The sequence below is a fragment of the Allobosea sp. CRIB-10 genome (assembly GCF_900112185.1).
Taxonomy (GTDB): domain Bacteria; phylum Pseudomonadota; class Alphaproteobacteria; order Rhizobiales; family Beijerinckiaceae; genus Allobosea.
This window is the reverse complement of the sequence record NZ_FOKP01000016.1, coordinates 122,807-145,328: the sequence shown is the minus strand read 5'-3', so window position 1 is coordinate 145,328 and position 22,522 is coordinate 122,807. Positions and strand designations below refer to the sequence as shown.

Here is a 22,522-nt window from a genome sequence, read left to right as displayed (position 1 = left end):
TCACAATCCTCAACGCCGTCATCCGGGACAGACAACCATGGCGCGAACAAACCGCTTGACCAACAAGACAGTCGCTCACCCCTGCCCCTCTCCTTCCAGGAGAGGGGTTTTGCGTCGAGGTCCTCTCACTCCACCGCCGCGACCAGCCGCTCCAGAAATCCGTCGATCGCGGCCTTGTCGATCCAGCGCAGCACGGCGACGAGCTCGTGCTCGGGGTCGATCCAGATCAGGTTGTTGCCCGCTCCCTGCGCGCTGAAGGCGCTCGCCGGCAGCTTGGGATTAGCCGCCGGGCCGCGGTTGAGCCACCAGAGGAAGCCGTAATTCGGCAGGGTCGGCGAGGGCAGGACCGACTGCGCCAGCCAGGCGGACGGGATCAATTCGCGACCGTCCCAGACGCCGTTCTGCGCGATCAACTGGCCGAAGCGGGCATGGTCGCGGGCGCTGATGAAGAGGCCGCCGCCCCAATGGCCGCCGCCGGGGACCGACTGCATGCGCTCACCGTCGATCTCGACCCACGAGGTCTCGTAGCCCTCCCAGCGCCAGCCTTGCGAGGCGCCGATCGGGTTCATGATGCGCTCGCGCAGAACCTCAGGCAGCGGCTTGCGGAAGCGGCGCAGCAGCGCGTAGCCGAGCGCGTTGACCCGGACGTCGTTGTATTCGTAGAGGCTGCCGGGCTCGCTGAGATCGCGGCGCTGGCCCTTGCGGCTGTTGTCGGCGCCGATGCCGATCTGCCTGTAATGGTCGACCTGGTCGGACTTGCCAAAAATCTCGCCCTGCCATTCGCTGTTCATGTTGAGCAGATGGCGCCAGCTGATCTTCGCATTGTGCGGGCTGGAAAAATGCGGGCCATCGACGCTCTTCCCCACCGGTTCGTCGATATCGGCGATCAGCCCGTCGGCGACGGCGAGGCCCGCCAGCACCGAGAGATAGCTCTTGGCGATCGAGAAGGTCATGTCGGCCCGCTCGACATCGCCCCATTCGGCGATCGTCTCGCCGCCCTGAAGCACCACCCCGGCCGGCCCGCCGCGCGGCTCGACCGGCCCGACGATCTCGGTCCACGGACCCTTCTCGTCCCATTCGCGATTCCCGACATAGGCGCCGTCCGGATAGAACATGCTGCGCGGCCAGGGGGAATCATGCGCCTGCGCGAAGTCGACGGCGGCCTGGAGGCGGGCGGGGGAGAGGGAGTGGGGCAACGTAGAATCCTGACAATCGTAGACGAGTCTATCAAGGCTAGGGGGGCTGTCTTAAGCCGTGCGTATCGCGGAATCGAACTGTGCGTGATTTAATATTGAAGTATTTTGTGGAGCACTCGTTTCTTGCCATGATTCGTACTTTGAGGGAGCATTCCACTATCGTACAAAAATTTTTGAGCTAACGGCTCAATTGAATAAGCTTATCTGGGGGAAATGATGGGCGACGTGGCTCAAGAGGGGGGTGTACGGCCTGAAGTTATTCCGGTCTCGCTCTTTTCCAGAAAAAGTAATAAAACCACTGCATTGATTAATAACTCAAAGCAAGATTTTTCATTCGAAGCTAAGCAAAGATGGTTCGAGTTTGATTTTTCCGAAAATGTATATGTACAATCTATACAGATATTTGCATCCGGCTATGAAGATTGGAACGCAGTAAGTCTAGAGCTTATCCATGTGTCTGGAAAGATTTTAGAGCTAAAATCAAACTTTTCAGATGGAAAATTTTCATTGGGTGTCGGTAGATTTGCAACCGGCTTTCGTTTTCGTCCTGATGTCAGATTTACCATATTTACTAATCAGCTTATTTCAAGTGTGATTGTAACCGGATATACTCCCGCCGAGTTTTCTCGATTGGAGGAAGAGACGGGTCGAATCGGGCGTAGCAACGCAGATCTTCAAGCACGGCTTGCTGCGATTGAAGAGCGAGAAAAAGCGGCGTCCGAGAAGGTAATTGCTGCTGAAGCGCACGTAAATGAGCTCAAAGCGGAGAGCGCTCAACTCGACAAAGATATAGGACAGGCTAACGCTCAATTTGATACGCTGAAGGCTGAGATATCGCAGAATCAAAAACGAAAAGAAGAAGTTATCTCTGCGTCGGAAGACCTTAAAAGTAAACTCGAAAACCTTCGCGCGGAAAGGCGTATTGAAGAATCCGAATTGAATGATAAGAAGAATGAAAGAGCCAGATTGATAGAGGAGATCCGCTTGTTTCCAAGTGAGATAAGCGGATTTGTTCAAGAAACAAAACGCAGTATCCTTTCTTATATATTATTGTCTGCATTGCCGATGGCAATTATTTTATATGTTACATATAATTTATATAAAAATTCTACAGATTTGACTCAGATATACAAATCGGGAGAAGTCGATGTTTGGACAATATTCCTGACAAGAATGCCTTTTGTTATTGTTTCTTTTACTATACTTCAGGTTTGCGGCGTCTTTGTTAAGAGATTTATCAATGAAATAATTGACGCTAATAATCAGAGATTGAATTTATCTGCTATTAGTATAATTGCGAAAGATGTTTCGACAGCTTCTGCTTCTTCATTGGACCTGTCGCCTGATGAGAAATTTGAGCTGGAAACTAAGCTTAAAATGAGCCTTTTGCGCGAGCAAATGCAGAAATATATATCGGACAAATACGAGTATCGAGCGGCGCCGCGCTTATCTTGGTCGCGACGACAGAAGCCTGCTGAGTCAAAAGATGAGCATCCAAGTGCTGATGAATAGCACCACTCGCAATCAGCGCTTGCCCCCTCGCTCCTCAATCATCGTCTCGACAAACGTGGCCGGGTCCAGGCAGAACTCGCGGATCAGGCGGAAATGCTGGGTCTGCTCGATCGTCACCGGATCGAGCCCGTATTTGGTCAGGCCGAGCAGGCGGGCGCCGGGATAGGCCATCAGGATGGGGGCGTGGGTCGCCATGATCACCTGGCATTGGCCGAGCCGGTCCATGCGGCGCAGCAGCTTGAGGAACGCGATCTGGCGGGCCGGCGACAGCGCCGATTCCGGCTCGTCGAAGATGAAGATGCCGCGGCGCTGGCAGCGCTCCTCGAAGAAACGCAAAAAACCCTCGCCATGCGAATGGGAGAGGAAATCGGGGCCGTCCGCGCCGCCGACGGCGTCGAGATAGCGCGCCACCGAGAAGAAGCTCTCGGCCCGGAAGAACCAGCCATCGGTGACTTTCGGCAGCCAGCTCGCCTTGAGCGCGCTGGAGAGCCGGCCGCCCATCGCTTCGCGCGCCAGCGAATGGTCGACCGGGCGATAGCCCTTGCCGCCGCCGGCCTCGTCATAGCCGGCGAGGACGGCGATGCCTTCGAGCAGCGTCGATTTACCCGTGCCGTTCTCGCCGACGATGATGGTGATCGAGGTGTCGAAGGAGAGCTCGAACGCCTCGCGCAGGAAGGGCAGGCACCAGGGATAGGCGTCAGGGTCCGGCACCGCCTCGCGGTCGAGCCAGATGCGCCTGAGATAGGGCGCGGGCAGGCGGGTCTGCGGTCGTCTCATGGGGACTCGCGGGCGGGGTGGGGCAGTCAGTGGGTACCATGTTTGACGAAACCGCGAGTCATCCCGGACAAGCGGCGAAGCCGCGCCGATCCGGGATCCATGCCTGAACCTCTATCGGGACTGTTCCGGAATGGGTCCCGGGTCTGCGCTGCGCTCCGCCCGGGCCGACCCGCGCTGAAATAGTGAAGGCCACGAAACGATCGACCATGCGTGATGCCCCGCCGGCTCGGCGCCGCGAGGGTTCGATTGGTCGCCATCCGAGGGAGGGCGCGGGGTCGGGCGGCGTCGCAGTCGACGGCTGCGTGCCGAATGTCGATGTCGATTGTCGAAGCAGCGCCACTGGCCACTGCCCAACCCCGCGCCGCGGTTCTCTTGCGAGCTCTCGCCGTGTGTTGCGTCCGGCTGGACCGGGGTGCCTACCCCGAACGACGAAACCCCTCCGTGGTGGAACGAGCCGGCCGGCCGCAAAGGTGGATCACACCTTTACAGGGTCAGGCTCCTTCGGGCTCGCAAGGCCCTGTCGCCACGAAACACCGCTCTCCCGCCCGGCCTCATGATGCCTCGCGAAGCCCCCTCGGTTCGGGCGGGACGGGGAAGAGCATAAACCGGGTTTCGGGAGCGGGGATTGATTGGGGATTTGTCCCCGCTGCTGTTCCAGCGCTTCAGGCCGCCGAGCCGATGATCAGGCGATGATAATGCTCGGCATATTGGTAATTGCGCTCGGCCTCGATCCGATCGCCGGCGAGGGCCTTAGCCTTTGCCAAGGCGAGATAGCGTTCGAAATTGGCCTGCGCGGACGGGCCTCGCCTCGGCTGCGCGGCATTGGTTCGGGAGACAGAATTGCCGTAGGCGGTGGATCCGGTTTGGCGCATGGGCATGACCGGCCTCCTCATCCCAGCATCTTCCTGACGATGCGCCGCAGTTCCTGGCGGCTGAGGCCGCAGGGTTGCGGCTTCCAATCAGGAGCGGATTTCGGCGGAAGCGCCGTGGCGATCGCGTCGGCGACGCGCCTGGTCTCAGGTGAATTCAGTTCGGTTGATACTAGCATTGATATCCGTTTGCCGCTCGGCCGAGGCCGGGCGGTCTTGTGTATGGAATCGCCGGGCACGCTTGCGTGCAGCGATGGTGCTGCCGAGGGCAGCAATCGGTTTTCGACGATAGGAGGGAGGCGCGCCGCAGGGTCCAATCAGAGGAGCCAGTCGGTCAATCGTCGCCTCTACGTTCTGTCTATAGAAGCAATGTGACCAAAACAAGTTGGTCGGCGGCGGTTTTATTTTTGGTGACTGTCGACGGCTTACGGAAAATAGTTCGCCGGGAGAGTTGCCGTATGGTGGCGACAGGCTCCGTTGAGGTTCTTCTCGATCGCCGTCATCGCCGCCTCCACCGACAGGAACGGCCCTTTGCGGATGTCGCTCAGGCGCAAGGCCTGATCCTGCGACAGGGTGATCCAGCAACTGCCGTGCGGATCGCGAATGATCGAGCAGATCGGGCGCTCGAGCAGGTCGGAAACACCCCAGTTGCCGGAGAGATTGCGCCGCACGGTCGTGTCCATGGCTTCCTCCGGGTCTACTCCGACATGGCTATGGAAGCGGCGATTGTAAGCCCAGGAGGAGCGTGCGCCGCGGGTACCATGCGCAGCCCGTCTCTTGCTGCGGAGCCGCATTGCATTTCGCAGTTGCAGCAAACTCGAAATCTTGCTCACCTGCGCCCGCTCATCAAACGATCGAAAAACGGAGAGCGGCGTGGCGGATACCGAGGAGTTGTCGCCATCGGCGCTGGCGAGCGAATTGTCTTCGGCGATCGTGCAGGCGCGCTCGGATGCGCGCGAGGACCCGTTCGGCAATCCGGTCTTACGCGTCACGCTCTGGCTGACCCGCAAGATGGATCGCGGCGAGGTGACGCTTGCCGACACCGCGGCGCTGATCCGCCAGCTCGGCCGCGCTGCGCTCGCCGACCGGGCGGCGCGCGTCGCCTCCTATGTCGGGCTGGAGCGTGACGAGAGCGAGGCCTATGCGGCGCTGGCCCGGCGCGTCGCCGACGAGGCGAGCGCTTCGGCGCAGCCTTTCGAGGCCTATGCGGCGGCGCTGTCGCGGGTGCGCTTCGCCGCCGTCTTCACCGCGCATCCGACCTTCGGTATGAGCCGGGCGGTGGCGCATGCTCTGGCCGAGCTCGCCGCGAACGAGGGCGAGGCGGCGGCGCTCAAAGCCGCAGATCTCTCCTTCCGGCCGGATGCGGCGATCACCCTGCAGGACGAGTTCGAGCAGGCGCGCTTTTCGGTACGTAACGCCCGCGACGCGATCGACCGGCTGAACGCGGCCTTTCTCGCCGAGGCGCGGGAACGCTGGCCGCAGCGCTGGCGCGAGTTGAAGCCGCGCGCCCTGCAACTCGCCTCCTGGGTCGGCTGCGACACCGATGGGCGCACCGATATCGGCTGGTGGGACACGCTGCGCTACCGGCTGGAATCGAAGCGCGGCCAGTTCTTTCGCCTGCTGGAGAAGCTGCCGGAGGCGCCGGCGACCGCCGAGGTGAGGGCGCTGGTCGAGGATGCGCTCGCCGCGGTGGAGCGGCAGCTGGCGCTCTGCCCGCCCCTGAACAGCAAGCCGGAGATCGCGGCCCTGCAGGCCTTCTCGCTCGCGCTGGTCGGCGAGCGCGAGGCGGCGCTGCCGGAGGCCTCGAAGCTGGTGGCGGCGCTCGACAAGGCGATCGTGCTGGCCGAGGACGAGGCGACGGCGGAAGCGCTGCTGCTGGCGCGGGCCGGGGTGATCACGCATGGCGTCTCGATCGCGCTGCCGCATTTCCGGCTCAACGCCTCGCAGCTGCACAACGCCATGCGCGGCGTGATCCCGCTCGACGAGGAGCCGGCCCAGCCGGCGCAACGACGCGCCTTCCTCGCCGCCGTCAACCAGGCGCTCGCCAGGGCCAAGCCGACGCCGGTCGATTTCGGGGCGCTCGCGGTCGAGCGCGCCTCGGCGGCGCGGATGATGATGATGGTCGCGCAGATCGTGAAGCATGTCGACGGCTCGCGGCCGGTGCGCTTCCTGATCGCCGAGACCGAGACCGGCTATACGCTTCTGTCGGCGCTCTACCTCGCCAGGCGCTTCGGCATCGCCGACCTCGTCGAGATCTCGCCGCTCTTCGAGACGTCCGATGCGCTGGAGCAAGGGCCGCGCATCATCGACGAGGCGCTGCGCAGCCCGCATTGGCGCGATTATCTCAAGCGTCATGGCAGGCTCTGCGTCCAGTTCGGCTATTCCGATTCCGGCCGCTATATCGGCCAGGTCGCGGCGACCTTCTGGGTCGAGCGGCTGAGGAGCCGTATCCTCGAACTACTCCAGCGCTACGGGCTGACCGATATCGAGCTGGTGATCTTCGACACGCATGGCGAGTCGGCCGGGCGCGGCGCCCATCCCGACAGCCTCAAAGACCGGCTCGCCTATCTCGATCCGGAATGGCCGCGGCGCGCCTTCGCCAAGGCCGGCGTCAAGGTCACCCGCGAGACCAGCTTCCAGGGCAGCGACGGCTATCTGCTCTTCGGCACGGGCGGGCTCGCCGGCGCGACGGTGGCGCGCATCGCCGAGGCGGTGTTCGCCGATGCAACGGCGGGGGCTGACGATCCGATCTATGCCGAGCCCGACTTCGCCACCGAGTTCTTCCAGACCGTGCGCGAGGAGATGACCCATCTCGTCGACGATCCCGGCTATGCGGCGCTGATCGGCACGTTCGGCCCCTCGCTGCTCGACAAGACCGGCTCGCGCCCGGCGGCGCGGCAGAGCGACGCCGGCGGGCCGGCGGCGATCCGCCATCCGCGCGAGCTGCGCGCCATCCCCAACAACGCCATTCTGCAGCAGCTCGGCTGGCTGGCGAACAGCGTGCACGGCATCGGCCAGGCGGCGGCGCGGGCGCCGGAGCTGTTCGCCACGATGCGCGATGGTTCGGAGCGCTTCGGCCGGGCCTATCGGCTCGCGGCACATGCCATGGCGAACAGCGATCTCGACGTGCTGCGCGCCTATCTCGACACGCTCGATGCCGGCTCCTGGTTCGACCGTGCCAGGCGCACCGAAAAGGAGGGGCGGCGCGACGAACTGCTGGCGGTCGCCGAGGCGCTGGCGCAGCTCGACCTTGCACCTTCGCTGCGGCGCCTGTTCTGGCGCTTCGCCTCCGACCGGCTGAAGCTGAAGGAGGCGGCGGGTGAGCCGCCGGCGATGCCGGTCCGGCTGGTGGCGCTGCACACGCTTCGCCTTGCGTTGCTGCACCGGATCTGGCTGTCGGCGACGCATATCCCCGATTTCCGGCCGCATGCCGGGGTGACGCGCGAGCTCCTGCTCGAGCGCATCCTGCGGCTCGACATGACCGGAGCGCTGGCGCTGCTCGGCGAGATCTTCCCGCTCAACCCCGACCCGGCGCTCGGTCTCGATTTCGGCGAGCCGCCGGGACCGCGAGAGGGCGGCGCCTATGCGGCCTTCCATCGCGATGTGGTCGAGCCGATGCGCGAGTGCTTCGCGCTGCTGCGCGAGATCTCCGGCGCGATCCAGCACGAGATCGGGGCGTTCGGGTAAGTCGCACGCCGTCATGCTCGCCCTTTTGGCGAGCACCCACGTCCTGAACACCGCTCTCACTGAAAGAAGCGAAAACGTAGATGGTCGGGACAAGCCCGACCATGACGGGGGAGGCGCAGGCGCGCTTACGCAGCCTTGTCGAGCGCGACCACGATGTCGGTGTATTCGGGCTCGTGCGGCGACAGGTTCCGGCGGGTCTCGTCGCCCCATCTGGCGAGCTTGACCACGCGGCCCATGGCCTCGGCGGCGCCACCCGTATTCACCGGCTCGAGGATGGTCAGGCCGCCGGCGTCGAGGAAGAAGGTATGGTCGCCGAACAGCTCGCTGAGCTGGACCGTGGCGGGATGGTTCTCCGGAATCGCCTGGGCCTCGATCTGGTACAGGGCGCGGTCGATGTGGGCTTCGGTCAGCTTCATGATCGGTCCTTTCGATCTGGCGCTGCAGGGGCCGGGCAGGAGCGCCGGGCTGCCCATGGCTCGCTCCGGGCGCTGGCCGGCCGAGGCGAGATCATAGCTTCGGGTGCGCCCTGGCGCGTTTGGCGACGAAACTGCCGGAGCCCGTGCGGCTCCGCCGCGTCGGCGCCTGTCCCGCGCCGGTGAAGGACGAAAACCCTATGCGGATGCAAGCTAGCCACGAAATCCGGTCAGCCTCTGGCGCTGGTCTGACCGTTCGAAGGTATCAATGCGACGGGAATGGGATGCTCCGACGCCGCGTGATGTCAGCGCGTGCGCTCCGACAATTCGGCCGAGGCGGAGACATTGCGGTCCGAGATCGACTGGACCGGCTCCCAGACCGTGTAGTTGTCCCGCGGCGTCGAGACCAGGTATTTGAGCTGGCTCTTGGCCTTGGCCGAGAGCAGTCTGCTGGTCTGGAAGCTGGCGAAGTTGGCATAGTCGCGGGCGCCGCCATCGAAGACCACGACGCGATCCTTCAGGACGATGATGTCGCCCTTCTTCAGGGTCTCGTCCTTGAGGTACCAGAACGGGTCGCTGGCGTACTCCATCGGCTTGACGAGCTTCGGCTTCGGCCCGTCCTTGCCGGCGTCGAGCGTGGTCGCGGCCTTCTTGCGCTTCGGCCGTACCGTCATGTGCAACGGATTGTCGGGGAGGGGCGCGTAGGTCGGCCGCTGCGGGACGCCGAACAGCGTCTCCCAGAAGCCCGCCGCGCTCGCCGGCGCGGCGGCAAAGGCAGCCGCTGCCAGCGCGGCGGCTGCGAAGATCTGTTTCGAAACGGTTGGCACGGCTGCAATCCCCAGCTCCGCAACCGGAGATAGCGATGATGCTGCCCGATCTCAATGACGATGGCGCGACGTGATGAACGGGTTCTTCGTCAAATTTCGGTGATTGCGCCGCCACATTTTCAGGATCGTTGAGATGTGGACGGCTCCGGCGCGATTCTCGCTGCGATGCAGCATCGCCATCGCTTCCGGCGCATTGCAACCATGCACTGGATCGCTACGTTCCGCTGTGGAGAGAGACGAACCCGGAGCGCAAGGCGAGATGGCTGCGATCGACCTGCCGGCACGGCCCTTCGATGTCGAAGGCGCGCGCTTGAGCCTGTTCCAGGCCCTGCTGGCGACGATCGCCCGGCATGGCAGGAGCCGCATCGCGCTGGAGGATCCGGAGCGCAAGCCGCTCAGCTACGGCAACCTCGTGTTGGGCGCGCTGGTGCTCGGGCGCAAGCTCGCGGCCGTGACCAAGCCCGGCGAAAAGGTCGGGCTGATGCTGCCCAATGTGCAGGGCATGGCGGTGACGCTGTTCGGCCTCAGCGCCTATGGCCGGGTGCCGGCCCTGCTCAACTTCACCGCCGGCCTGAAGAACCTCACCGCCGCCTGCGAGATCGGCCCGGTCTCGACCATCGTCACCTCGCGGCGCTTCATCGACCAGGCCAAGCTCGACGACATCGTCGATGCGCTCGGGCAGGGCAGGCGCGTGATCTATCTCGAGGATGTCCGCAAGGAGCTGACCAGCCTCGACAAGGCGATCGGCGCGCTGGCCTCGCTCGCGCCGGGGCTGGCCCTGCGCAGCCACGTCGCCAAGCCCGACGATCCGGCCGTCGTGCTCTTCACCTCAGGCACCGAGGGCAAGCCCAAGGGCGTGGTGCTGAGCCACGCCAACCTGGTCTCGAATGCGCGCCAGGTCTTCGAGCATGCCGAAGGCGTCATCTCCGAGCGCGACATCTTCATGAACCCGCTGCCGGCCTTCCACTCCTTCGGGCTGACCGCCGGCATGCTGGTGCCGCTGCTGCACGGGATGAAGGTGGTGCTCTATCCGAGCCCGCTGCACTACAAGCAGGTGCCGAAGCTGATCGCCGAGACCGGCGCCACCTTCCTGCTCGCCACCGACACCTTTCTTCAGGGCTATGCCCGCGCTGCGGATGAAGGCGACCTGAAGAGCGTGCGCTATGTCGTCGCCGGGGCCGAGCGGGTGAAGCCGGAGACGCGCAAGCTCTGGGCGCCCTACGGCACCACCATCCTCGAGGGCTATGGCTGCACCGAATGCTCGCCGGTGCTGGCCTGCAACACGCCGCAGGCGATGCGCGACGGCACGGTCGGGCGGCTCCTGCCCGGGATCACCGGCAAGCTCGAGCCGGTCGAGGGCATCCCGGAGGGCGGGCGGCTCTGCGTCCGCGGGCCGAACGTGATGCTGGGCTATCTGAATGCCGACAATCCCGGAGCGATCGTGCCGCCCGAGGGCGGCTGGCACGACACCGGCGACATCGTCGCGGTCGATGACGGCTTCGTCGCGATCAAGGGCCGGGCCAAACGCTTCGCCAAGCTCGGCGGCGAGATGGTCTCGCTGGCGGCGGTCGAATCGATGATCGCCGGCCTGTGGCCTAGTCACAATCACGTGGTCGTGGCGCTGCCGGATGTGCGCAAGGGCGAGCAGCTCGTCCTCGTCACCGAGAAGCCCGATGCCGAGAAGAAGGCGCTGCAGGACGAGGCCAAGCGCCAGGGTTTCCCGGAATTGTGGCTGCCCAAGGCCATCCTCGTCACCGCCACGATTCCGGTGCTCGGCAATGGCAAGATCGATTATGGTGGCACGCGCGAGCTCGCCATCACGATGAGGCCGCTGCTGTGACGCCACAATCGCATGATCTGGGAAGGCGCATGATCACGCTCTTTCCCTTGGTTGTTGCCCGGGCGGCGGTTTTCGCCGTTGCCGGCTTTGCCCTGACGCCCGCCGATCTCGCCGCGCAGGTGGCCGGCCAGACCTATGTCCGCCGCGATGAATGCATCGAGGCCGGCAAGCTCTCGGCCGAGCAATGCGAGAATGCCTATCGCAATGCCCGCGCCGAATTCGAGCAGAAGGCGCCGCGCTACGCCTCGCGCAGCGCCTGCGAGCGCGCGCATAAGCGCTGCGGCGCGCAGGTCTCGACCACCGGTGGCTGGGACGCGCTGGCGCGCGGCGGCGGCGGACAGAGTTACGTGCCGCGCTTCGTCGGCATCCGCGTCACCGGCGAGGGGGCGTCCGGCAAGACGCTGCCGATCATCGAGGGCTCGGCCAAGGTGACGTTCGCGGCCCGCCAGGTCGCGGCGCTCGACGACAAGGTGGCGGCCCGCCGGGCGGTGATGGGAGGCGGCGGGGGGCAGCACAGCCAGCAGGCGAGCGGCCCCTATATCCGCCGCGGCGACCGCGACGACACGGTGCGCGTGCCGATGCAGGAGAAGAAGATCGGCTCCGACGTCGCGCCCGGGCTCTATGTCGATCCCGACGGGGTCGAATGGTACAAGCCCGCGCATCGGCGCTGAGGTTTGACAATCTCCAGAGCCCTCATCCTGAGCAGCCGCGACAGCAGCGTCTCGAAGGATGCTTCAGAAAGCTCCGGAACCAGCTTGAGCAGCCTGCGAGAGGCGCCTTTAGGGCCTTCTCGGGATGAGGGCTGTGAATTTCGGGCGGGTGCCGAACCGCGAGGCGCAACCGGCGCTTGTCGGAAGGTCTTTGCATCGCTAACCAGTCTCGCCGCGCGGACGTGGCGAAACTGGTAGACGCAAGGCACTTAAAATGCCTCGCCGGCAACGGCATGCGGGTTCGATCCCCGCCGTCCGCACCATGGCTTAAATGATGTGTCGTTCGGTCGTTCGGTCAGCTATTGGCCGATAGCCGATCTGTGCTCGCAGTCGCGAGCGGATGTCAGCCAGCGGGACGCAGCGGTGGCCTCCTTGATCGCTGGACGATCCACCCACAGCTGGAGGACGATCAAGTCTGGGGTCAAAACGATCAGCGCCATTCCTTCTTTGCGTCACTCCGCAACTTCTTAAAGCTGGGGCAGCTGGAGAGAATTTCGAATGCGCCCTTTGCGATATCCTCTCCGGCGCGTGTATCGCTCGAATAGTGCAAGCCAGCGATTTCTCGATTTTTGCCGACCCTGTTGGCGAGCGCGGTCAGGAATCCTTCGATATCTTTTCGGACCGATGCTGCCGTGAGGGACAATATATGAGACATCAGTGAATGGCCGCTCGGATACGAAGCGTGCCCCGGTACAGCAATCATCGGCATGAGCGCCGGACATAATTGATGCGGGCGCGGGCGATTGAATTTGAATTTGTAGAAAAACATCACCATCTCGCCAACGCGAGCCGCGGCTTTTATCATTTCATATGTCGCAGGATGAGACGTGCGATTCATCATCAATAAACCTAGCCAGTATTTCGGAAAATCAGCACTCTGTGCGATAATTTCATCTCTGGCTTTAGTTCGTTCGTCCATCAATTCCAATAAGTAGTCGATCTCCCTGCGCGTCTCCTCCGATTTGGGCGCTGGTGGTGGCGAAACAGAGATTTGGTTTTCCCAGCCAGACGTCGCGAATTCCGGCAAGATTGCCAGGCCGACATAATCTGGATCCCAATAGTGCCTCGGGAACTCCGTAATATCTGTGAGGAGGTCACGCGGGCCCTCTCGCAAGCCGGGCTGATCCGGGTGAGTGGGGAACTCCGGCAAGTCTAGCGGATCAAAGAAGCAGTTTCCCATAATCTAGCCCCCTTTTTTTGCAATGTCGGATGCTGACCTTGGCCTCCGACTCGTCTTGATCACTCGGGAAGCCCGGCGTCGATCAGGCGCCTCAAGAAGGTTGTTCGGACCTCGTCGTCCCACCAGGGGCACTGAGGTGCGTAGACGGAGACGCGGAAGGATGGCTGCTCGGCAAGAAGGGCGCGAGCAGCGTCCTTCGCCTCGTCCAGCCTGCCGAGCGCAACGAGGCTGGCTATCAGGACCCGCAACCCCGCGCGAAAATGGGGATTCTGCCCCACGGCCTTGCGGTCGCAATCCACGGCCGCCTCGTAAGATTCACCGGCGTAGTGGGCAAGGCCGAGGAAGGACAGATAGTAGAATGCGTGCCGGTCCGCCGGTGACAGCGCGATCCCGCGCTCGGCGCGTTCGACCGCCTCTTTAGCGTCTCCCATATAGGCATATGTGCCGCTGCTGAGGGCCCACGCCCAGGCGTGACTTGGCGAACAATTGATCGCGCGCTCAAAATAGGATGTCGCGGCTGCGTATTCGTGGAACAGGTATGACTTGACGTGTCCGCAGATCGCGAGCGCCAGCGAATTGGAGGCATCCCGATCAACCGCAGCGGAGGCCAGCTTCCAAGCTTGGTAAGAATCCGATGTCGGGTCGGCTGACCAGCCCTGGCCAATATTGAAAATATGCCAGAGGGAAGCATAAGCATAAGCTGGGGGATACCGACTGTCAGTCTCGATGGCGCTATCGAGAAATTTTCGTGCGCGAATGAACTGTTCGCTGTCCATTCTGTAGAGCAGGTCGATACCCTGAAGAAGCAAATCATAGGCGTCCATGTTCTCTGGACGCTTCATCACAGCCCGTGCAAGTTCGGCTTCGCGGACGTGCGGGGCGATAGTGCCGACAACTTTGGTCGCGATACTGTCCTGCATATCGAATATGGACGACAAGGTGCCGTCCATATGATCGGACCAGAGAACGCCGCCGCTCCTCATATCAGTCAGGGAGCAGGTTACGCGAACTTCATCGCCAGATCGTCCAATCACTCCGGTCAGAACGTAGTTCGCTCCCAAACGTTTCCCTAGAATAGCGGGAGCTTCTCTGACGTTATAATCGATAGTCGATCCCCGGTTGATCGTCATGATATCACGCAAGCTACTTAACGCGCCAATGATGCCGTCCATCAGTCCTTGCGAAAAATAATCGTCACCACCACGGCCATCAAAGGCGGAAAACGGAAAGACAGCGATCGCAGGAAGGCGGGTTCTTTTCCGATATGGCTTGGCGATTGAGCGGTTTGGGTCCGTCCGTGGCGCATTTATGAGGAACGCGTGCGTCGGGCTATGAAAATTCTTCAATCTAATCCGGCCGCAATCCCTGGAAGGTATATCGAGTTGGCCATTGATCTGAGAAAATAGATCGCTCGAAACTAATATGGCGCCGGGCGTGGCCATCTGCTGAAGGCGTGAGGCCGTATTAACAGCGATTCCGAAAATATCGTTGTCCTCGATAATTACGCTATCGATCGTCGCTCCAATTCTGAATTGGATCCGACGCTCAGGATCGCGTTTCATTTGGGATTGGCGTGTAAATTCTTGTATTCGCAGGGCGCAATTGACCGACGAAACTGCGTCGCTGAAGCAAGCAAGGAAGCCGTCCCCAGTGAATTTGACAATTCTACCTTGGTGATTTTCGACAACGGGAGTCACCACGGCGGCCAAGAGCCACATCAGCTGCTTGTGGGTCTCCTCCTCCGCCGTGTCCATCATTCGGCTATAGTCGGCGACGTCAGCGCAGAGGACTGCGAGGACACTACGATCCAAGGTTTGCGCCGTCGACAACATGCACAGTCCGCCTACGTCTAATGGCAGGAGGGCAAATCAGGCCAGAGGCAAGGCTGTCGGCGTAGCCGGCACGGCTACTGCCGGCATCATGTCGTCTCTTCGTCTTCTTGGAAAGGGGTCGACGTGTGCGGCACCTCACAGACGAGAGGCCCTGCGAGCCGCCATAACGCTGCAACACCGCCTCGCGAGGCGGCGGGCAAGGCAGTGGGAGCGGCACCATGTACGCGGTTGGAAGCGACCTTCTTCACGACATCGAAGACCTGGCCGACATGCTGCGGCCTCGCACCAAGTCGGTCCTCGACCGACTGGTGGGTCGCAGGGCCGTCGGGCAAATCATCGGCGAACATTTCATCTATGAGGTCCATGGTCCATTCGTCCGACCTCATCGAAAGCCTGCCCCGCGTCCCCTGACGGCCAGGCTGATCGAGGCCCTGTCGGGACGGTTCCGCCGGATCTGCGACAGGGTGCAGATGCGCCACGCGGCAAACGCGTTGCCGCGTCTCGACGACAGGACGCTGAGGGATATCGGCATCAGCCGTTCGGAGATCGAGTTCGCCGTCGGGCGCATCGATCCGCGGCCGTGATCGCTCACTGCCCGGCGCGTAGCACCAGGCAGTGTCCGCCATCGGCTGGTGCGGCCTCTACCTCCGCCGATGGTCGACCTTCGGCAGGGACCAGGCCAGCAACCGCTCGCCGGCTGGAAGACGCAGGCGGTAGACCGATCCGGCCCGGCATCAGCGCGATCGCGTGGATCAGGCTCGCGGCCGGCACAGGTCCGCCCTGACGTCGATGCGGGAATGGGCGGCGACAGGGAGGGCTGCCACCGCAATCCTTCGGTCACTTCACCTCGCCGGCGATCTCGGCAAGCGCCGGAGCCTTCTTGATCAGCCCGCGATCCACGAGGAAGGCGCCGAAGCGCTCATAGCGACCCTGGTCGAGCGCGCGCGGGCGCTTGGCGAAGCGCGGCAGCGTATCGGTCCAGGCCTGGCGGTTGAGGGCGTCGTCGAGATTGGGGTGGGCGGCGATGAAGAGCTTCCAGGCCTCCTGCGGGTGGTTGGTGAGATAGAGCGCTGCCTTCTCGATCGCATCGAGAAAGCGCGGCAGGCGGCTGTCACCGACGGCGTCGCGGCGGGTGATCAGGATCAATTCGTCATAGGCGGGAACGCCGTGCTCCTCCGGATAGAAGGCGGTGCCGGGATGGCCTTCGAGCTTCATCTGGGTCAGCTCGAAATTGCGGTAGCCGCCGAGGGTGGCGTCGACCTTGCCGCCGATCAGCGCGGCCGAGAGGGCGAAATTGACGTTGACCAGCTTGAGGTCGTCGAGCTTGAGCCCGGCCTTGGCCAGCATCTGGCCGAGCAGGGTGGTCTCGGTGCCGGAGACGGCATAGCCGACCGTCTTGCCCTTGAGGTCGGCGAGCGACTTGATCGGCCCGTCGGCCTTGACGATGACGCTGTTGAGCGGCGTCTCGACCAGGGTGCCGACGCGGACGATCGGGATGCCGGCCGCGTGGTCGAGATAGAGATTGGGCTGGTAGTGGATGCCGATATCGGCCTGACCGGCGGCGACGAGGCGCGGCACGGCGGACGGGTCCGAGGGCGGCACCATGGTGACCTCGAGCCCGGCTTCCCTGAACAGGCCGAGCTTGTCAGCGACGACCAGCGGCGCATGATCCGGATTGACGAACCATTCGAGCATCACGGTCAGCTTGTCGGCGGCGCGGGCCGGGCTGGCGAGGCCGGCGGCCAGAGCAAGGCCGGTCGCGAGGAGGGCGCGTCTGGTCAGGGCGCGGAGGGTCATCGGGCGAAATCCTTCTGCTTGATCGATTTGAAGCTGAGTGACGTCACGGCTCGCTCGCCCAGGGAATGAGGCGCGGGCCGAGCGCATCGACGAGATGGCGCAGGACGAGGCTGAGCACGGCGAGCACGGTCATCGCGGCGAAGACCGTGTCGGTCTGCATGCGGGCATTGGCCTGGACCATGACGAAGCCGAGGCCGGCCGAGGAGCCGACCCATTCGCCGATCACCGCGCCGAGCGGCGCGAGCGGGGCCGCGACCCTGAGGCCGGTGAGGAGCGCAGGCATGGCGAGTGGAAGGCGGACATAGCGCAGCGTCTGCCAATGCGTCGCCGTGGTCAGCGCAGTCGCGTCGATCAGTTCCGGGTCGGTCCGGCGCAGGCCGTCGGTGAAGGCGGAGGCAACCGGAAAGAAGATGATGATCGTCGCCATGATCACCTTCGAGCCTATGCCGAAGCCGAACCAGACGACCAGAAGCGGCGCGATCACGAAGACCGGGAAGGATTGCAGCACGAGCAGGATCGGCCAGATGAGGCGGCCGAAACGCGGCAGTGCGGCGATTGCGAGCGCGGTCAACGCGCCGAACAGCGAGCCGAGCACGAAGCCGAGCGCCATTTCGGCGATGGTGGTGAGGCTATGGCTGAAGAGGAAGCCGGGCTGGCGCTGGAAGGCCAGCGCCACGTCGAGCGGCGAAGGCAGGATGTAGCGCGGCGGCTGGAACAGAAAGATCGCGGCTTGCCAAGCGAATAGCAGGACGGGAATCGTGCGCAGGGCAGGGGCCAGCGCGGCCATCACCGGCTTCATGCCGGGAGTTGCGCTCCGCTCTGTCGCGTCCTGCGTCGTCAAGGCTCGCCTTTCCGGTGGAAGGCGAGCACGGGGAGAAGCGCTTGCGAGGCTGCCCCGAGCGACTCCCTCCGCCAGCATGATCTGGTTCAGGTTCGAAGGGTCCTTCTCAGCTCGCTCTGCGGCGAACGCCCCCGTCTCTCGATTGTGCTTGTGGCAGAAAGGCTTGCGCCTGTCACGCCTGTGTCGGGTCGAAGGCCTGCCGCTCAGGCCTCGTCATAGGCCGAATCGAAGAAGGCTTTCTCCAGCGCGACGGTGCGCAGGAAGAAGTCCCGGCTGGTCTCGGCTTCGCCCGGGCCGACGCGGTCGAGCTCGCTCCTCAGGAAGCCGACGAAATCGCGGAAATCGGGATTGTCGTGCAGCGTGATCCACTCGGCATGGATGAAGCTCGCCGGCAGCGGCTGCGAGGCCTGCTGGGCCCAGTCGAGATAGAGCCATTCGGCCACGACCAACACGGAGAGGGCGGCGGCATAGGAGCGTGTCGCGGCGGCCTCGCGCATGATCGCCTTGAAGCCAGCGGTAGGCTTGCTATCGGGCGGGGCGATGCGATCCTGCTCGCTGACGCCGAGCGCGTCGAAGGAGCGCAGGAAATAGGTGTTCTCCTCGCCGCTGACCATGCCGATGAAGCGGCCGAAGCGGATGCGGGCCTCGAAGCTGTCGGCGCTGGCGAGCGAGGCGCCGAGCAGGGTCAGGAAGCTGTCGAGGAAGCGGTGATCCTGGATCAGATAGCGGGCCATGACCGCATCGGACACCGCCCCGTCCAGCAGCTCGCGGACGAAGCGGTGGCCGACGGATTGCGACCAGGCTGGCTGGCTGGCCTGGCGGAGAGTCTCGGTGAAACGGGTGGTCATGGTCGTGGCCTTCTGCTGGTCGGGCTCTCCCTATCAGCAGCAGCGCCACATCGAAACTGGCGGCCGAGCACCGGCTCCGGCCGCCTCTTCCAGAACGAAGGCTCAGCCTTGCGTCGGCTTCCAATCGCCGGTCGGGATGGTGTTGACCATCCAGGGCACGCCGAACTTGTCGACCAGCGAGCCGAAGCCAGGCGACCAGAAGGTCTCGCTGAACGGCATCACCGTCTTGCCGCCTTCGGAGAGCTCGTCGAACCAGCGCTGGCCTTCAGCCTTGTCGTTGGTGTGCAAGGTGACGTCGAAGCCGTTCTTGGGCTTGTCGATGTTCTGGGCCCAGTCGACATCCATGTCGGCGCCCATCAGCGACTGGTCGCCGACATCGAGCCAGCAATGCATCAGCCAGTCCTTGTACTTGCCGTCAGCGTCCGGCATGCCCATGTCGGGCGGCGCATCGCCATAGGGCATGGCAGCCGTGATCTTGCCGCCGAGGACCTTGGCGTAGAATTCGAAGGCCTCGCGGCATTGGCCACGGAAGCTCAGGCTGGTCACAATTTTCATAGTCATTTCCTCTCAGATCTGGGGGCATGTTGGCGCCGAGAAGCGCTCATAGTCACAATGGGCCCAATTAAGTTGATATCAACGTAGTGTGTCTCGGCGATGTCAATTGCAGCGATGTCCTCCTCAGTCAGTGCTCTCTGGCATTCATCGCAGCGTGCCGCGCTTGCCTGTGTCAGCAGGCTAGGGGAGCGGCCGCGGCCGCTCCACCCGAAACCTGGACCGCCTATTTCAGCCGGCTGGCCACGATCTTCGCCAGCTCGCCGACGCGCGACTTGGCCTGATCGTGCAGCGCCTGGTCGCGCTCGCCGCCGGAGACGCGGACATCGACCGTGGTCAGCCCCTTGCGGATGTGGATGCGGTTCATGATGTCGAGCGCCGCTTCGTCGCCCAGCCCCGCGACCGGCGTCTTCGCGTCCGAAACCTTGATCGCACTCTTGAACCAGCGCTTCGACAGCTCCTCATTGGCGGCGACATTGCGGACGCTGACCTGGATCTGGTTGAGCTCGACCGTACGCTTGCCGTCCTTCTCTATCGTGCGCTTGGCGTCGAACTGGCAGCCGATCGGATTCGGCAGGGCCTCCTGCCGGTTCTCGCGGCTCTCATGGGTGATCTTGCCCATCAGCTTGCGCGGCTCGCCGACGCTCATCTCGGGGAATGCCGCCTTGACCTCGGCCGGCGTCAACAGGGCGCAGGCATCCGGCCATTGCTCGACCGGAGCGACGGAGGAGGGGCGCGTGTCCGCCGGCACCGTCACCGCGCTGTTGGCGGCAATCTGCTGGGGCGCATCGACCATGCCGGTGCCGCCCCGCCAGCGCGCCGCCGCCTGTTTCGCCAGGGCAAGCGCGTTCGGCGCGGTCTGCTCGGAATAGAGATCGAGCGAGATCGCGTAGATCAGGTCGTCCTTGCGGGCGCGGATCACGACGCCGGAGCTGTTGGTCTCCTGGAAGGCCTCGTCGCCGATGCCGGAGAGCGGTTCGAGCTTGAGCGTGAGCCTGGGATCGGCCGCGACCTTCTCGCGCGTTCCCTTGAGTGAGGCGAAGGCCTGCGCCGGCGTCTCTCGTCCTTTCGCGACGCCGTCCCAGCGGATCACCGTGAGCGAGGCGAGGCGGGCATGGTCGAGCTTCGAGGTCGGGCTCGGCAGCTTCACCGAGTACATGCAGCTCTCAGCATATTGCGGGCCGCGGTGGATCGGGCTCAGCGTCGGCCCCTTTGCGGTGATCGGGCGGCCGGGGAAAAGCGCCTCCAGATCGGCCTGCGGCAGCAGGCGGCAGGCATCGGGCGCCTGCCCGGCGCCGGCAGGCTCGGAGGCGGCCGGAGCGGCCGTCGTCGTCGCAGTCTGGGCGAGGGCAGGGGCGGCGAGCGCCAGCAGCAGCGGCGTCATGAGCGCGGAACGGGCGGGCATAGCATCGGGTCTCCAGGGACGGGCGCGCCGCATTGCTGGCGGCTGCGCCGTTCGGGAGAGGTCAAGCTAGGCGCGATGGTGGCGCGATCATGGCGCCGTGGCAGGCCGCGAGCAACAATGCTGACACGGATTGTCAGCCGAAACTCCGTCAATACAGACTGATTGGTATGTATGGGAGGAAGCGATGATGAAGCTTTATGGATTCGGTCCGACGCGGACCTTGCGGGCAATGTGGGGGCTGAAGGAACTCGGCGTGGCGTTCGACTACATTCATGTCGACCTGCTCGGCGGCGAAGCGCAGACGCCGGAGTTCCTCGCGCTCAACCCAGCCGGCAAGCTGCCGGTGCTGGTCGATGGCGACAATGTCCTGCCGGAATCGGCAGCGATCATTCTCTATCTGGCCGAGAAATTCCCGGAGAAGCGTCTGCTGCCGGACGACATCGACGAGCGGGCGCAGGCCTATCGCTGGATCCTGTTCGCGATGACCGAACTGGAGCAGCCGCTCTGGCGCATCGCCAAGCACAGCTTCCTCTATCCGGAAGACCAGCGGCTGCCGCAGGACATCGTGCTGGCCCGCGAGGAATTCCGGCTCATGGCGGCCGTGCTCGAAGCCCATATGGAAGGGCGCGAATTCATCGTCGGCGACCGGATGGGGGCGACCGACTGCGTCACCGCCTATCTGATGGACTGGGCGAACGAGGAGGGACTGCTCGACGGCTTCCCGCGGCTGAGCGCCTATCTCCAGCGCATGTATGCCCGGCCGACGGCGCCGCAGCGGATCGCCGAGGCCTTCGCCAGCGTGCAGCCGGCGGCTTAGTGGCACATCAACGCGGATCGCTTACGGGCGAGGTGCCCTGTCTGTGCGCCGGACGATGGCGGGCGCGGTGACGCGCTTTGGCCAGACGCGTTCGGACAGCGCAGCCATGGCAAGCCCGCTCAGGCCGCCCATGATCTTGACCAGCGCGTCCAGCGCACGGGCGTGCCGGCTCGCCTCGAAATGCTGGGCGAGCTCCAGCCCGCCGGCGCCGGCGACGATGCACAGGAGAATCACGCCCTTGCGCGTCGGATAGGCGACGGCGAGAGCCGCGGCGGCGACGAGATAGGCAGCGAAGCGTTCGATCTGCGGCCCGAGATGCGCGATATGCGGGCGGGCGCCGATCGGGGACAGGGTCGCGACGATGACCAGAGCGACCGCCCCCCAGCCGATCAGGGCGGCCCAGCGACGCACGGATAGCTCGAGCCCGAAGAGCCGCAGCACTGCCGTTTGCCTCTCCCGCTGCACCATTTCCGTCCCCAGAAAGCAAAAGGGCTCAAGCGGTCGTCGCTCAAGCCCTTGAAACTGCTGGCTCCCGGAGCAGGATTCGAACCTGCGACCAATCGATTAACAGTCGATTGCTCTACCGCTGAGCTATCCGGGATCGGTGGGGGGCGTATAGCGACGCTCCCGGCCGGGTGCAACCCCTTTGCTGGCATTGGGCCGGAGAAAATCGTGGGCAGGCGATCTGCCCCATGGTCAATTCACAATGCCGGCAGAGTTTCGGTTGCGGCGCGCTTCGGCATGTGGTTATACGCCCGCCGAGAGGCGCGCTTCGGCGGCGCTTCCGGAAGGCCTCGTGGCGGAGTGGTTACGCAGAGGACTGCAAATCCTTGCACCCCGGTTCGATTCCGGGCGAGGCCTCCAAATTCTTCATCCCCGATCGATGTCCGTGCCGTCCTCCGCCGGCAATCCTGCCGGAGCACCGTCGCCGCGGGAGCGCAGGCCGCGGCCAGGTCAGCCCGAACGGCGACGCCTGATACGGTCGACCAGCCCCAGGCACCAGTTCGCGAAGCGCGCCATCGGCCGCTGCAGAAACGGAATGTCGGCCGCGAGCAGCATCAGGCCCAGCGGCAGCATCCAGGCGCCGAGGATCGGCAGGAACGAGAACACGCCGCCGACGATCAGTGCGAGCCCGGCCGGAATCCGGATCAGGCGCGAATCGGGATGACGGAGCCAGCGCATCGCCTTGGCGAGGCGGGGAGGGAGCTCGGCCTCGATCCGCTTGAAGGCGGCCCTCAATTCCTGTCTGCCCGATGGAAAGTGCATGTCGCCTCGGTCGTGGTCGTCCAGCGGAAACGCGCGGCTCGTGCAATCGTTCTCGCTGGCGCGCCGTGTGATCGTGCTTGTTTGCCCGCAACTGCGGATGCCGTAGCAAATGGGGGCCGAAAGCGGCGCTGACAGCCGCAAGGCGGCGGGACC

General features: G+C 64.0%; 21 protein-coding genes, 3 tRNA genes and 1 riboswitch. Of the genes, 8 read left to right on the top strand and 16 right to left on the bottom strand.

What is annotated here, in order from left to right:
* Positions 1-125 precede the first annotated feature (125 nt).
* Positions 126-1,196 (bottom strand): serine hydrolase domain-containing protein, encoded by a 1,071-nt coding sequence (locus BMZ69_RS19690; RefSeq protein ID WP_244543440.1) that lies wholly within the window; start codon positions 1,194-1,196, stop codon positions 126-128.
* 216 nt (positions 1,197-1,412) lie between these two features.
* Between BMZ69_RS19690 and BMZ69_RS31245 the strand changes: the two genes are divergently transcribed.
* Positions 1,413-2,708, top strand: a complete 1,296-nt coding sequence (locus BMZ69_RS31245; protein ID WP_139219114.1) for a coiled-coil domain-containing protein — start codon at positions 1,413-1,415, stop codon at positions 2,706-2,708.
* 12 nt (positions 2,709-2,720) lie between these two features.
* On the opposite strand, the gene BMZ69_RS19680 is transcribed toward BMZ69_RS31245, so the two are convergent.
* From BMZ69_RS19680 to BMZ69_RS31240, 3 genes are all read right to left on the bottom strand, one after another.
* Positions 2,721-3,485: an AAA family ATPase gene (locus BMZ69_RS19680; RefSeq protein WP_092159746.1), complete on the bottom strand. Its 765-nt coding sequence runs from the start codon at positions 3,483-3,485 to the stop codon at positions 2,721-2,723.
* Positions 3,486-4,147: 662 nt separating this feature from the next.
* Positions 4,148-4,363: a DUF4167 domain-containing protein gene (locus tag BMZ69_RS19675; RefSeq protein WP_175506883.1), complete on the bottom strand. Its 216-nt coding sequence runs from the start codon at positions 4,361-4,363 to the stop codon at positions 4,148-4,150.
* A gap of 416 nt (positions 4,364-4,779) precedes the next feature.
* Entirely contained in the window at positions 4,780-5,187 is a 408-nt protein-coding gene (locus tag BMZ69_RS31240; protein ID WP_139219112.1) for a hypothetical protein, read from the bottom strand.
* 178 nt (positions 5,188-5,365) lie between these two features.
* Here BMZ69_RS31240 and BMZ69_RS19665 point away from each other — a divergent pair, with 178 nt between their 5' ends.
* Positions 5,366-8,041, top strand: a complete 2,676-nt coding sequence (locus BMZ69_RS19665) for a phosphoenolpyruvate carboxylase (protein ID WP_092159760.1) — start codon at positions 5,366-5,368, stop codon at positions 8,039-8,041.
* Positions 8,042-8,166: 125 nt separating this feature from the next.
* Here the strand turns inward: BMZ69_RS19665 and BMZ69_RS19660 are convergent, their stop codons facing one another.
* Both BMZ69_RS19660 and BMZ69_RS19655 read right to left on the bottom strand, forming a co-directional pair.
* Positions 8,167-8,457 carry a hypothetical protein gene (locus BMZ69_RS19660; protein WP_092159759.1) on the bottom strand — a complete coding sequence of 97 codons (291 nt, stop codon included), beginning with the start codon at positions 8,455-8,457 and terminating at the stop codon, positions 8,167-8,169.
* Between the two features lie 302 nt (positions 8,458-8,759).
* Positions 8,760-9,281 carry a hypothetical protein gene (locus tag BMZ69_RS19655; RefSeq protein WP_092159738.1) on the bottom strand — a complete coding sequence of 174 codons (522 nt, stop codon included), beginning with the start codon at positions 9,279-9,281 and terminating at the stop codon, positions 8,760-8,762.
* Positions 9,282-9,540: 259 nt separating this feature from the next.
* On the opposite strand from BMZ69_RS19655, the gene BMZ69_RS19650 reads away from it, so the two are divergent.
* The 3 genes from BMZ69_RS19650 to BMZ69_RS19640 all read left to right on the top strand — a co-directional run bounded on the left by BMZ69_RS19650 (position 9,541) and on the right by BMZ69_RS19640 (position 12,094).
* The gene (locus tag BMZ69_RS19650; RefSeq protein ID WP_092159736.1) at positions 9,541-11,121 is read left to right on the top strand and encodes an AMP-binding protein; all 1,581 of its coding nucleotides are present in this window, start codon (positions 9,541-9,543) and stop codon (positions 11,119-11,121) included.
* 29 nt (positions 11,122-11,150) lie between these two features.
* Positions 11,151-11,792, top strand: a complete 642-nt coding sequence (locus BMZ69_RS19645) for a DUF1190 domain-containing protein (protein WP_092159734.1) — start codon at positions 11,151-11,153, stop codon at positions 11,790-11,792.
* A gap of 215 nt (positions 11,793-12,007) precedes the next feature.
* Positions 12,008-12,094, top strand: a tRNA-Leu gene (locus BMZ69_RS19640).
* 167 nt (positions 12,095-12,261) lie between these two features.
* On the opposite strand, the gene BMZ69_RS31235 is transcribed toward BMZ69_RS19640, so the two are convergent.
* Together BMZ69_RS31235 and BMZ69_RS19635 are read right to left on the bottom strand one after the other, a co-directional pair.
* Positions 12,262-13,011, bottom strand: a complete 750-nt coding sequence (locus BMZ69_RS31235; protein WP_139219110.1) for a phosphatase PAP2 family protein — start codon at positions 13,009-13,011, stop codon at positions 12,262-12,264.
* 59 nt (positions 13,012-13,070) lie between these two features.
* Positions 13,071-14,843: an adenylate/guanylate cyclase domain-containing protein gene (locus BMZ69_RS19635; protein ID WP_092159732.1), complete on the bottom strand. Its 1,773-nt coding sequence runs from the start codon at positions 14,841-14,843 to the stop codon at positions 13,071-13,073.
* A gap of 218 nt (positions 14,844-15,061) precedes the next feature.
* On the opposite strand from BMZ69_RS19635, the gene BMZ69_RS32155 reads away from it, so the two are divergent.
* Positions 15,062-15,427, top strand: a complete 366-nt coding sequence (locus BMZ69_RS32155) for a DUF1127 domain-containing protein (RefSeq protein ID WP_092159730.1) — start codon at positions 15,062-15,064, stop codon at positions 15,425-15,427.
* A gap of 253 nt (positions 15,428-15,680) precedes the next feature.
* On the opposite strand, the gene BMZ69_RS19625 is transcribed toward BMZ69_RS32155, so the two are convergent.
* The 5 genes from BMZ69_RS19625 to BMZ69_RS19605 form a co-directional block, all read right to left on the bottom strand.
* The gene (locus tag BMZ69_RS19625; protein WP_092159728.1) at positions 15,681-16,640 is read right to left on the bottom strand and encodes an ABC transporter substrate-binding protein; all 960 of its coding nucleotides are present in this window, start codon (positions 16,638-16,640) and stop codon (positions 15,681-15,683) included.
* A gap of 43 nt (positions 16,641-16,683) precedes the next feature.
* Positions 16,684-17,427: an ABC transporter permease gene (locus BMZ69_RS19620; RefSeq protein ID WP_175506884.1), complete on the bottom strand. Its 744-nt coding sequence runs from the start codon at positions 17,425-17,427 to the stop codon at positions 16,684-16,686.
* Between the two features lie 100 nt (positions 17,428-17,527).
* Positions 17,528-17,624, bottom strand: a riboswitch (TPP riboswitch).
* 60 nt (positions 17,625-17,684) lie between these two features.
* Positions 17,685-18,329, bottom strand: a complete 645-nt coding sequence (locus tag BMZ69_RS19615; protein ID WP_092159724.1) for a TenA family protein — start codon at positions 18,327-18,329, stop codon at positions 17,685-17,687.
* Positions 18,330-18,431: 102 nt separating this feature from the next.
* On the bottom strand, positions 18,432-18,884 hold the full coding sequence (locus BMZ69_RS19610; RefSeq protein ID WP_092159722.1) for a VOC family protein: 453 nt from the start codon (positions 18,882-18,884) through the stop codon (positions 18,432-18,434).
* Between the two features lie 223 nt (positions 18,885-19,107).
* Positions 19,108-20,286 (bottom strand): hypothetical protein, encoded by a 1,179-nt coding sequence (locus BMZ69_RS19605; protein WP_092159720.1) that lies wholly within the window; start codon positions 20,284-20,286, stop codon positions 19,108-19,110.
* Positions 20,287-20,473: 187 nt separating this feature from the next.
* On the opposite strand from BMZ69_RS19605, the gene BMZ69_RS19600 reads away from it, so the two are divergent.
* Positions 20,474-21,103: a glutathione S-transferase family protein gene (locus BMZ69_RS19600; RefSeq protein ID WP_244543439.1), complete on the top strand. Its 630-nt coding sequence runs from the start codon at positions 20,474-20,476 to the stop codon at positions 21,101-21,103.
* Positions 21,104-21,124: 21 nt separating this feature from the next.
* Here BMZ69_RS19600 and BMZ69_RS19595 read toward each other — a convergent pair whose 3' ends face one another.
* Together BMZ69_RS19595 and BMZ69_RS19590 are read right to left on the bottom strand one after the other, a co-directional pair.
* On the bottom strand, positions 21,125-21,514 hold the full coding sequence (locus BMZ69_RS19595) for a VanZ family protein (RefSeq protein ID WP_139219108.1): 390 nt from the start codon (positions 21,512-21,514) through the stop codon (positions 21,125-21,127).
* 115 nt (positions 21,515-21,629) lie between these two features.
* Positions 21,630-21,704 (bottom strand) — tRNA-Asn (locus tag BMZ69_RS19590).
* A 189-nt stretch (positions 21,705-21,893) separates the two neighbouring features.
* Here BMZ69_RS19590 and BMZ69_RS19585 point away from each other — a divergent pair.
* Positions 21,894-21,967, top strand: a tRNA-Cys gene (locus BMZ69_RS19585).
* Between the two features lie 90 nt (positions 21,968-22,057).
* Here BMZ69_RS19585 and BMZ69_RS19580 read toward each other — a convergent pair.
* Positions 22,058-22,510 carry a hypothetical protein gene (locus tag BMZ69_RS19580; RefSeq protein WP_348272485.1) on the bottom strand — a complete coding sequence of 151 codons (453 nt, stop codon included), beginning with the start codon at positions 22,508-22,510 and terminating at the stop codon, positions 22,058-22,060.
* Between the last annotated feature and the right edge of the window lie 12 nt (positions 22,511-22,522).

Excerpts from the sequence above, each read along its gene's own strand:
- BMZ69_RS31235 (WP_139219110.1), bottom strand. The coding sequence starts at position 13,011 with ATGGGAAACTGCTTCTTTGATCCGCTAGACTTGCCGGAGTTCCCCACT.
- BMZ69_RS19645 (WP_092159734.1), top strand. The coding sequence starts at position 11,151 with ATGATCACGCTCTTTCCCTTGGTTGTTGCCCGGGCGGCGGTTTTCGCC.
- BMZ69_RS19620 (WP_175506884.1), bottom strand. The coding sequence starts at position 17,427 with ATGGCCGCGCTGGCCCCTGCCCTGCGCACGATTCCCGTCCTGCTATTC.
- BMZ69_RS19665 (WP_092159760.1), top strand. The coding sequence starts at position 5,366 with ATGGATCGCGGCGAGGTGACGCTTGCCGACACCGCGGCGCTGATCCGC.
- BMZ69_RS31245 (WP_139219114.1), top strand. The coding sequence starts at position 1,413 with ATGGGCGACGTGGCTCAAGAGGGGGGTGTACGGCCTGAAGTTATTCCG.
- BMZ69_RS19600 (WP_244543439.1), top strand. The coding sequence starts at position 20,474 with ATGAAGCTTTATGGATTCGGTCCGACGCGGACCTTGCGGGCAATGTGG.
- BMZ69_RS19680 (WP_092159746.1), bottom strand. The coding sequence starts at position 3,485 with ATGAGACGACCGCAGACCCGCCTGCCCGCGCCCTATCTCAGGCGCATC.
- BMZ69_RS19610 (WP_092159722.1), bottom strand. The coding sequence starts at position 18,884 with ATGAAAATTGTGACCAGCCTGAGCTTCCGTGGCCAATGCCGCGAGGCC.
- BMZ69_RS19625 (WP_092159728.1), bottom strand. The coding sequence starts at position 16,640 with ATGACCCTCCGCGCCCTGACCAGACGCGCCCTCCTCGCGACCGGCCTT.
- BMZ69_RS19660 (WP_092159759.1), bottom strand. The coding sequence starts at position 8,457 with ATGAAGCTGACCGAAGCCCACATCGACCGCGCCCTGTACCAGATCGAG.
- BMZ69_RS19605 (WP_092159720.1), bottom strand. The coding sequence starts at position 20,286 with ATGCCCGCCCGTTCCGCGCTCATGACGCCGCTGCTGCTGGCGCTCGCC.
- BMZ69_RS19675 (WP_175506883.1), bottom strand. The coding sequence starts at position 4,363 with ATGCCCATGCGCCAAACCGGATCCACCGCCTACGGCAATTCTGTCTCC.
- BMZ69_RS32155 (WP_092159730.1), top strand. The coding sequence starts at position 15,062 with ATGTACGCGGTTGGAAGCGACCTTCTTCACGACATCGAAGACCTGGCC.
- BMZ69_RS19635 (WP_092159732.1), bottom strand. The coding sequence starts at position 14,843 with ATGTTGTCGACGGCGCAAACCTTGGATCGTAGTGTCCTCGCAGTCCTC.
- BMZ69_RS19615 (WP_092159724.1), bottom strand. The coding sequence starts at position 18,329 with ATGACCACCCGTTTCACCGAGACTCTCCGCCAGGCCAGCCAGCCAGCC.
- BMZ69_RS19650 (WP_092159736.1), top strand. The coding sequence starts at position 9,541 with ATGGCTGCGATCGACCTGCCGGCACGGCCCTTCGATGTCGAAGGCGCG.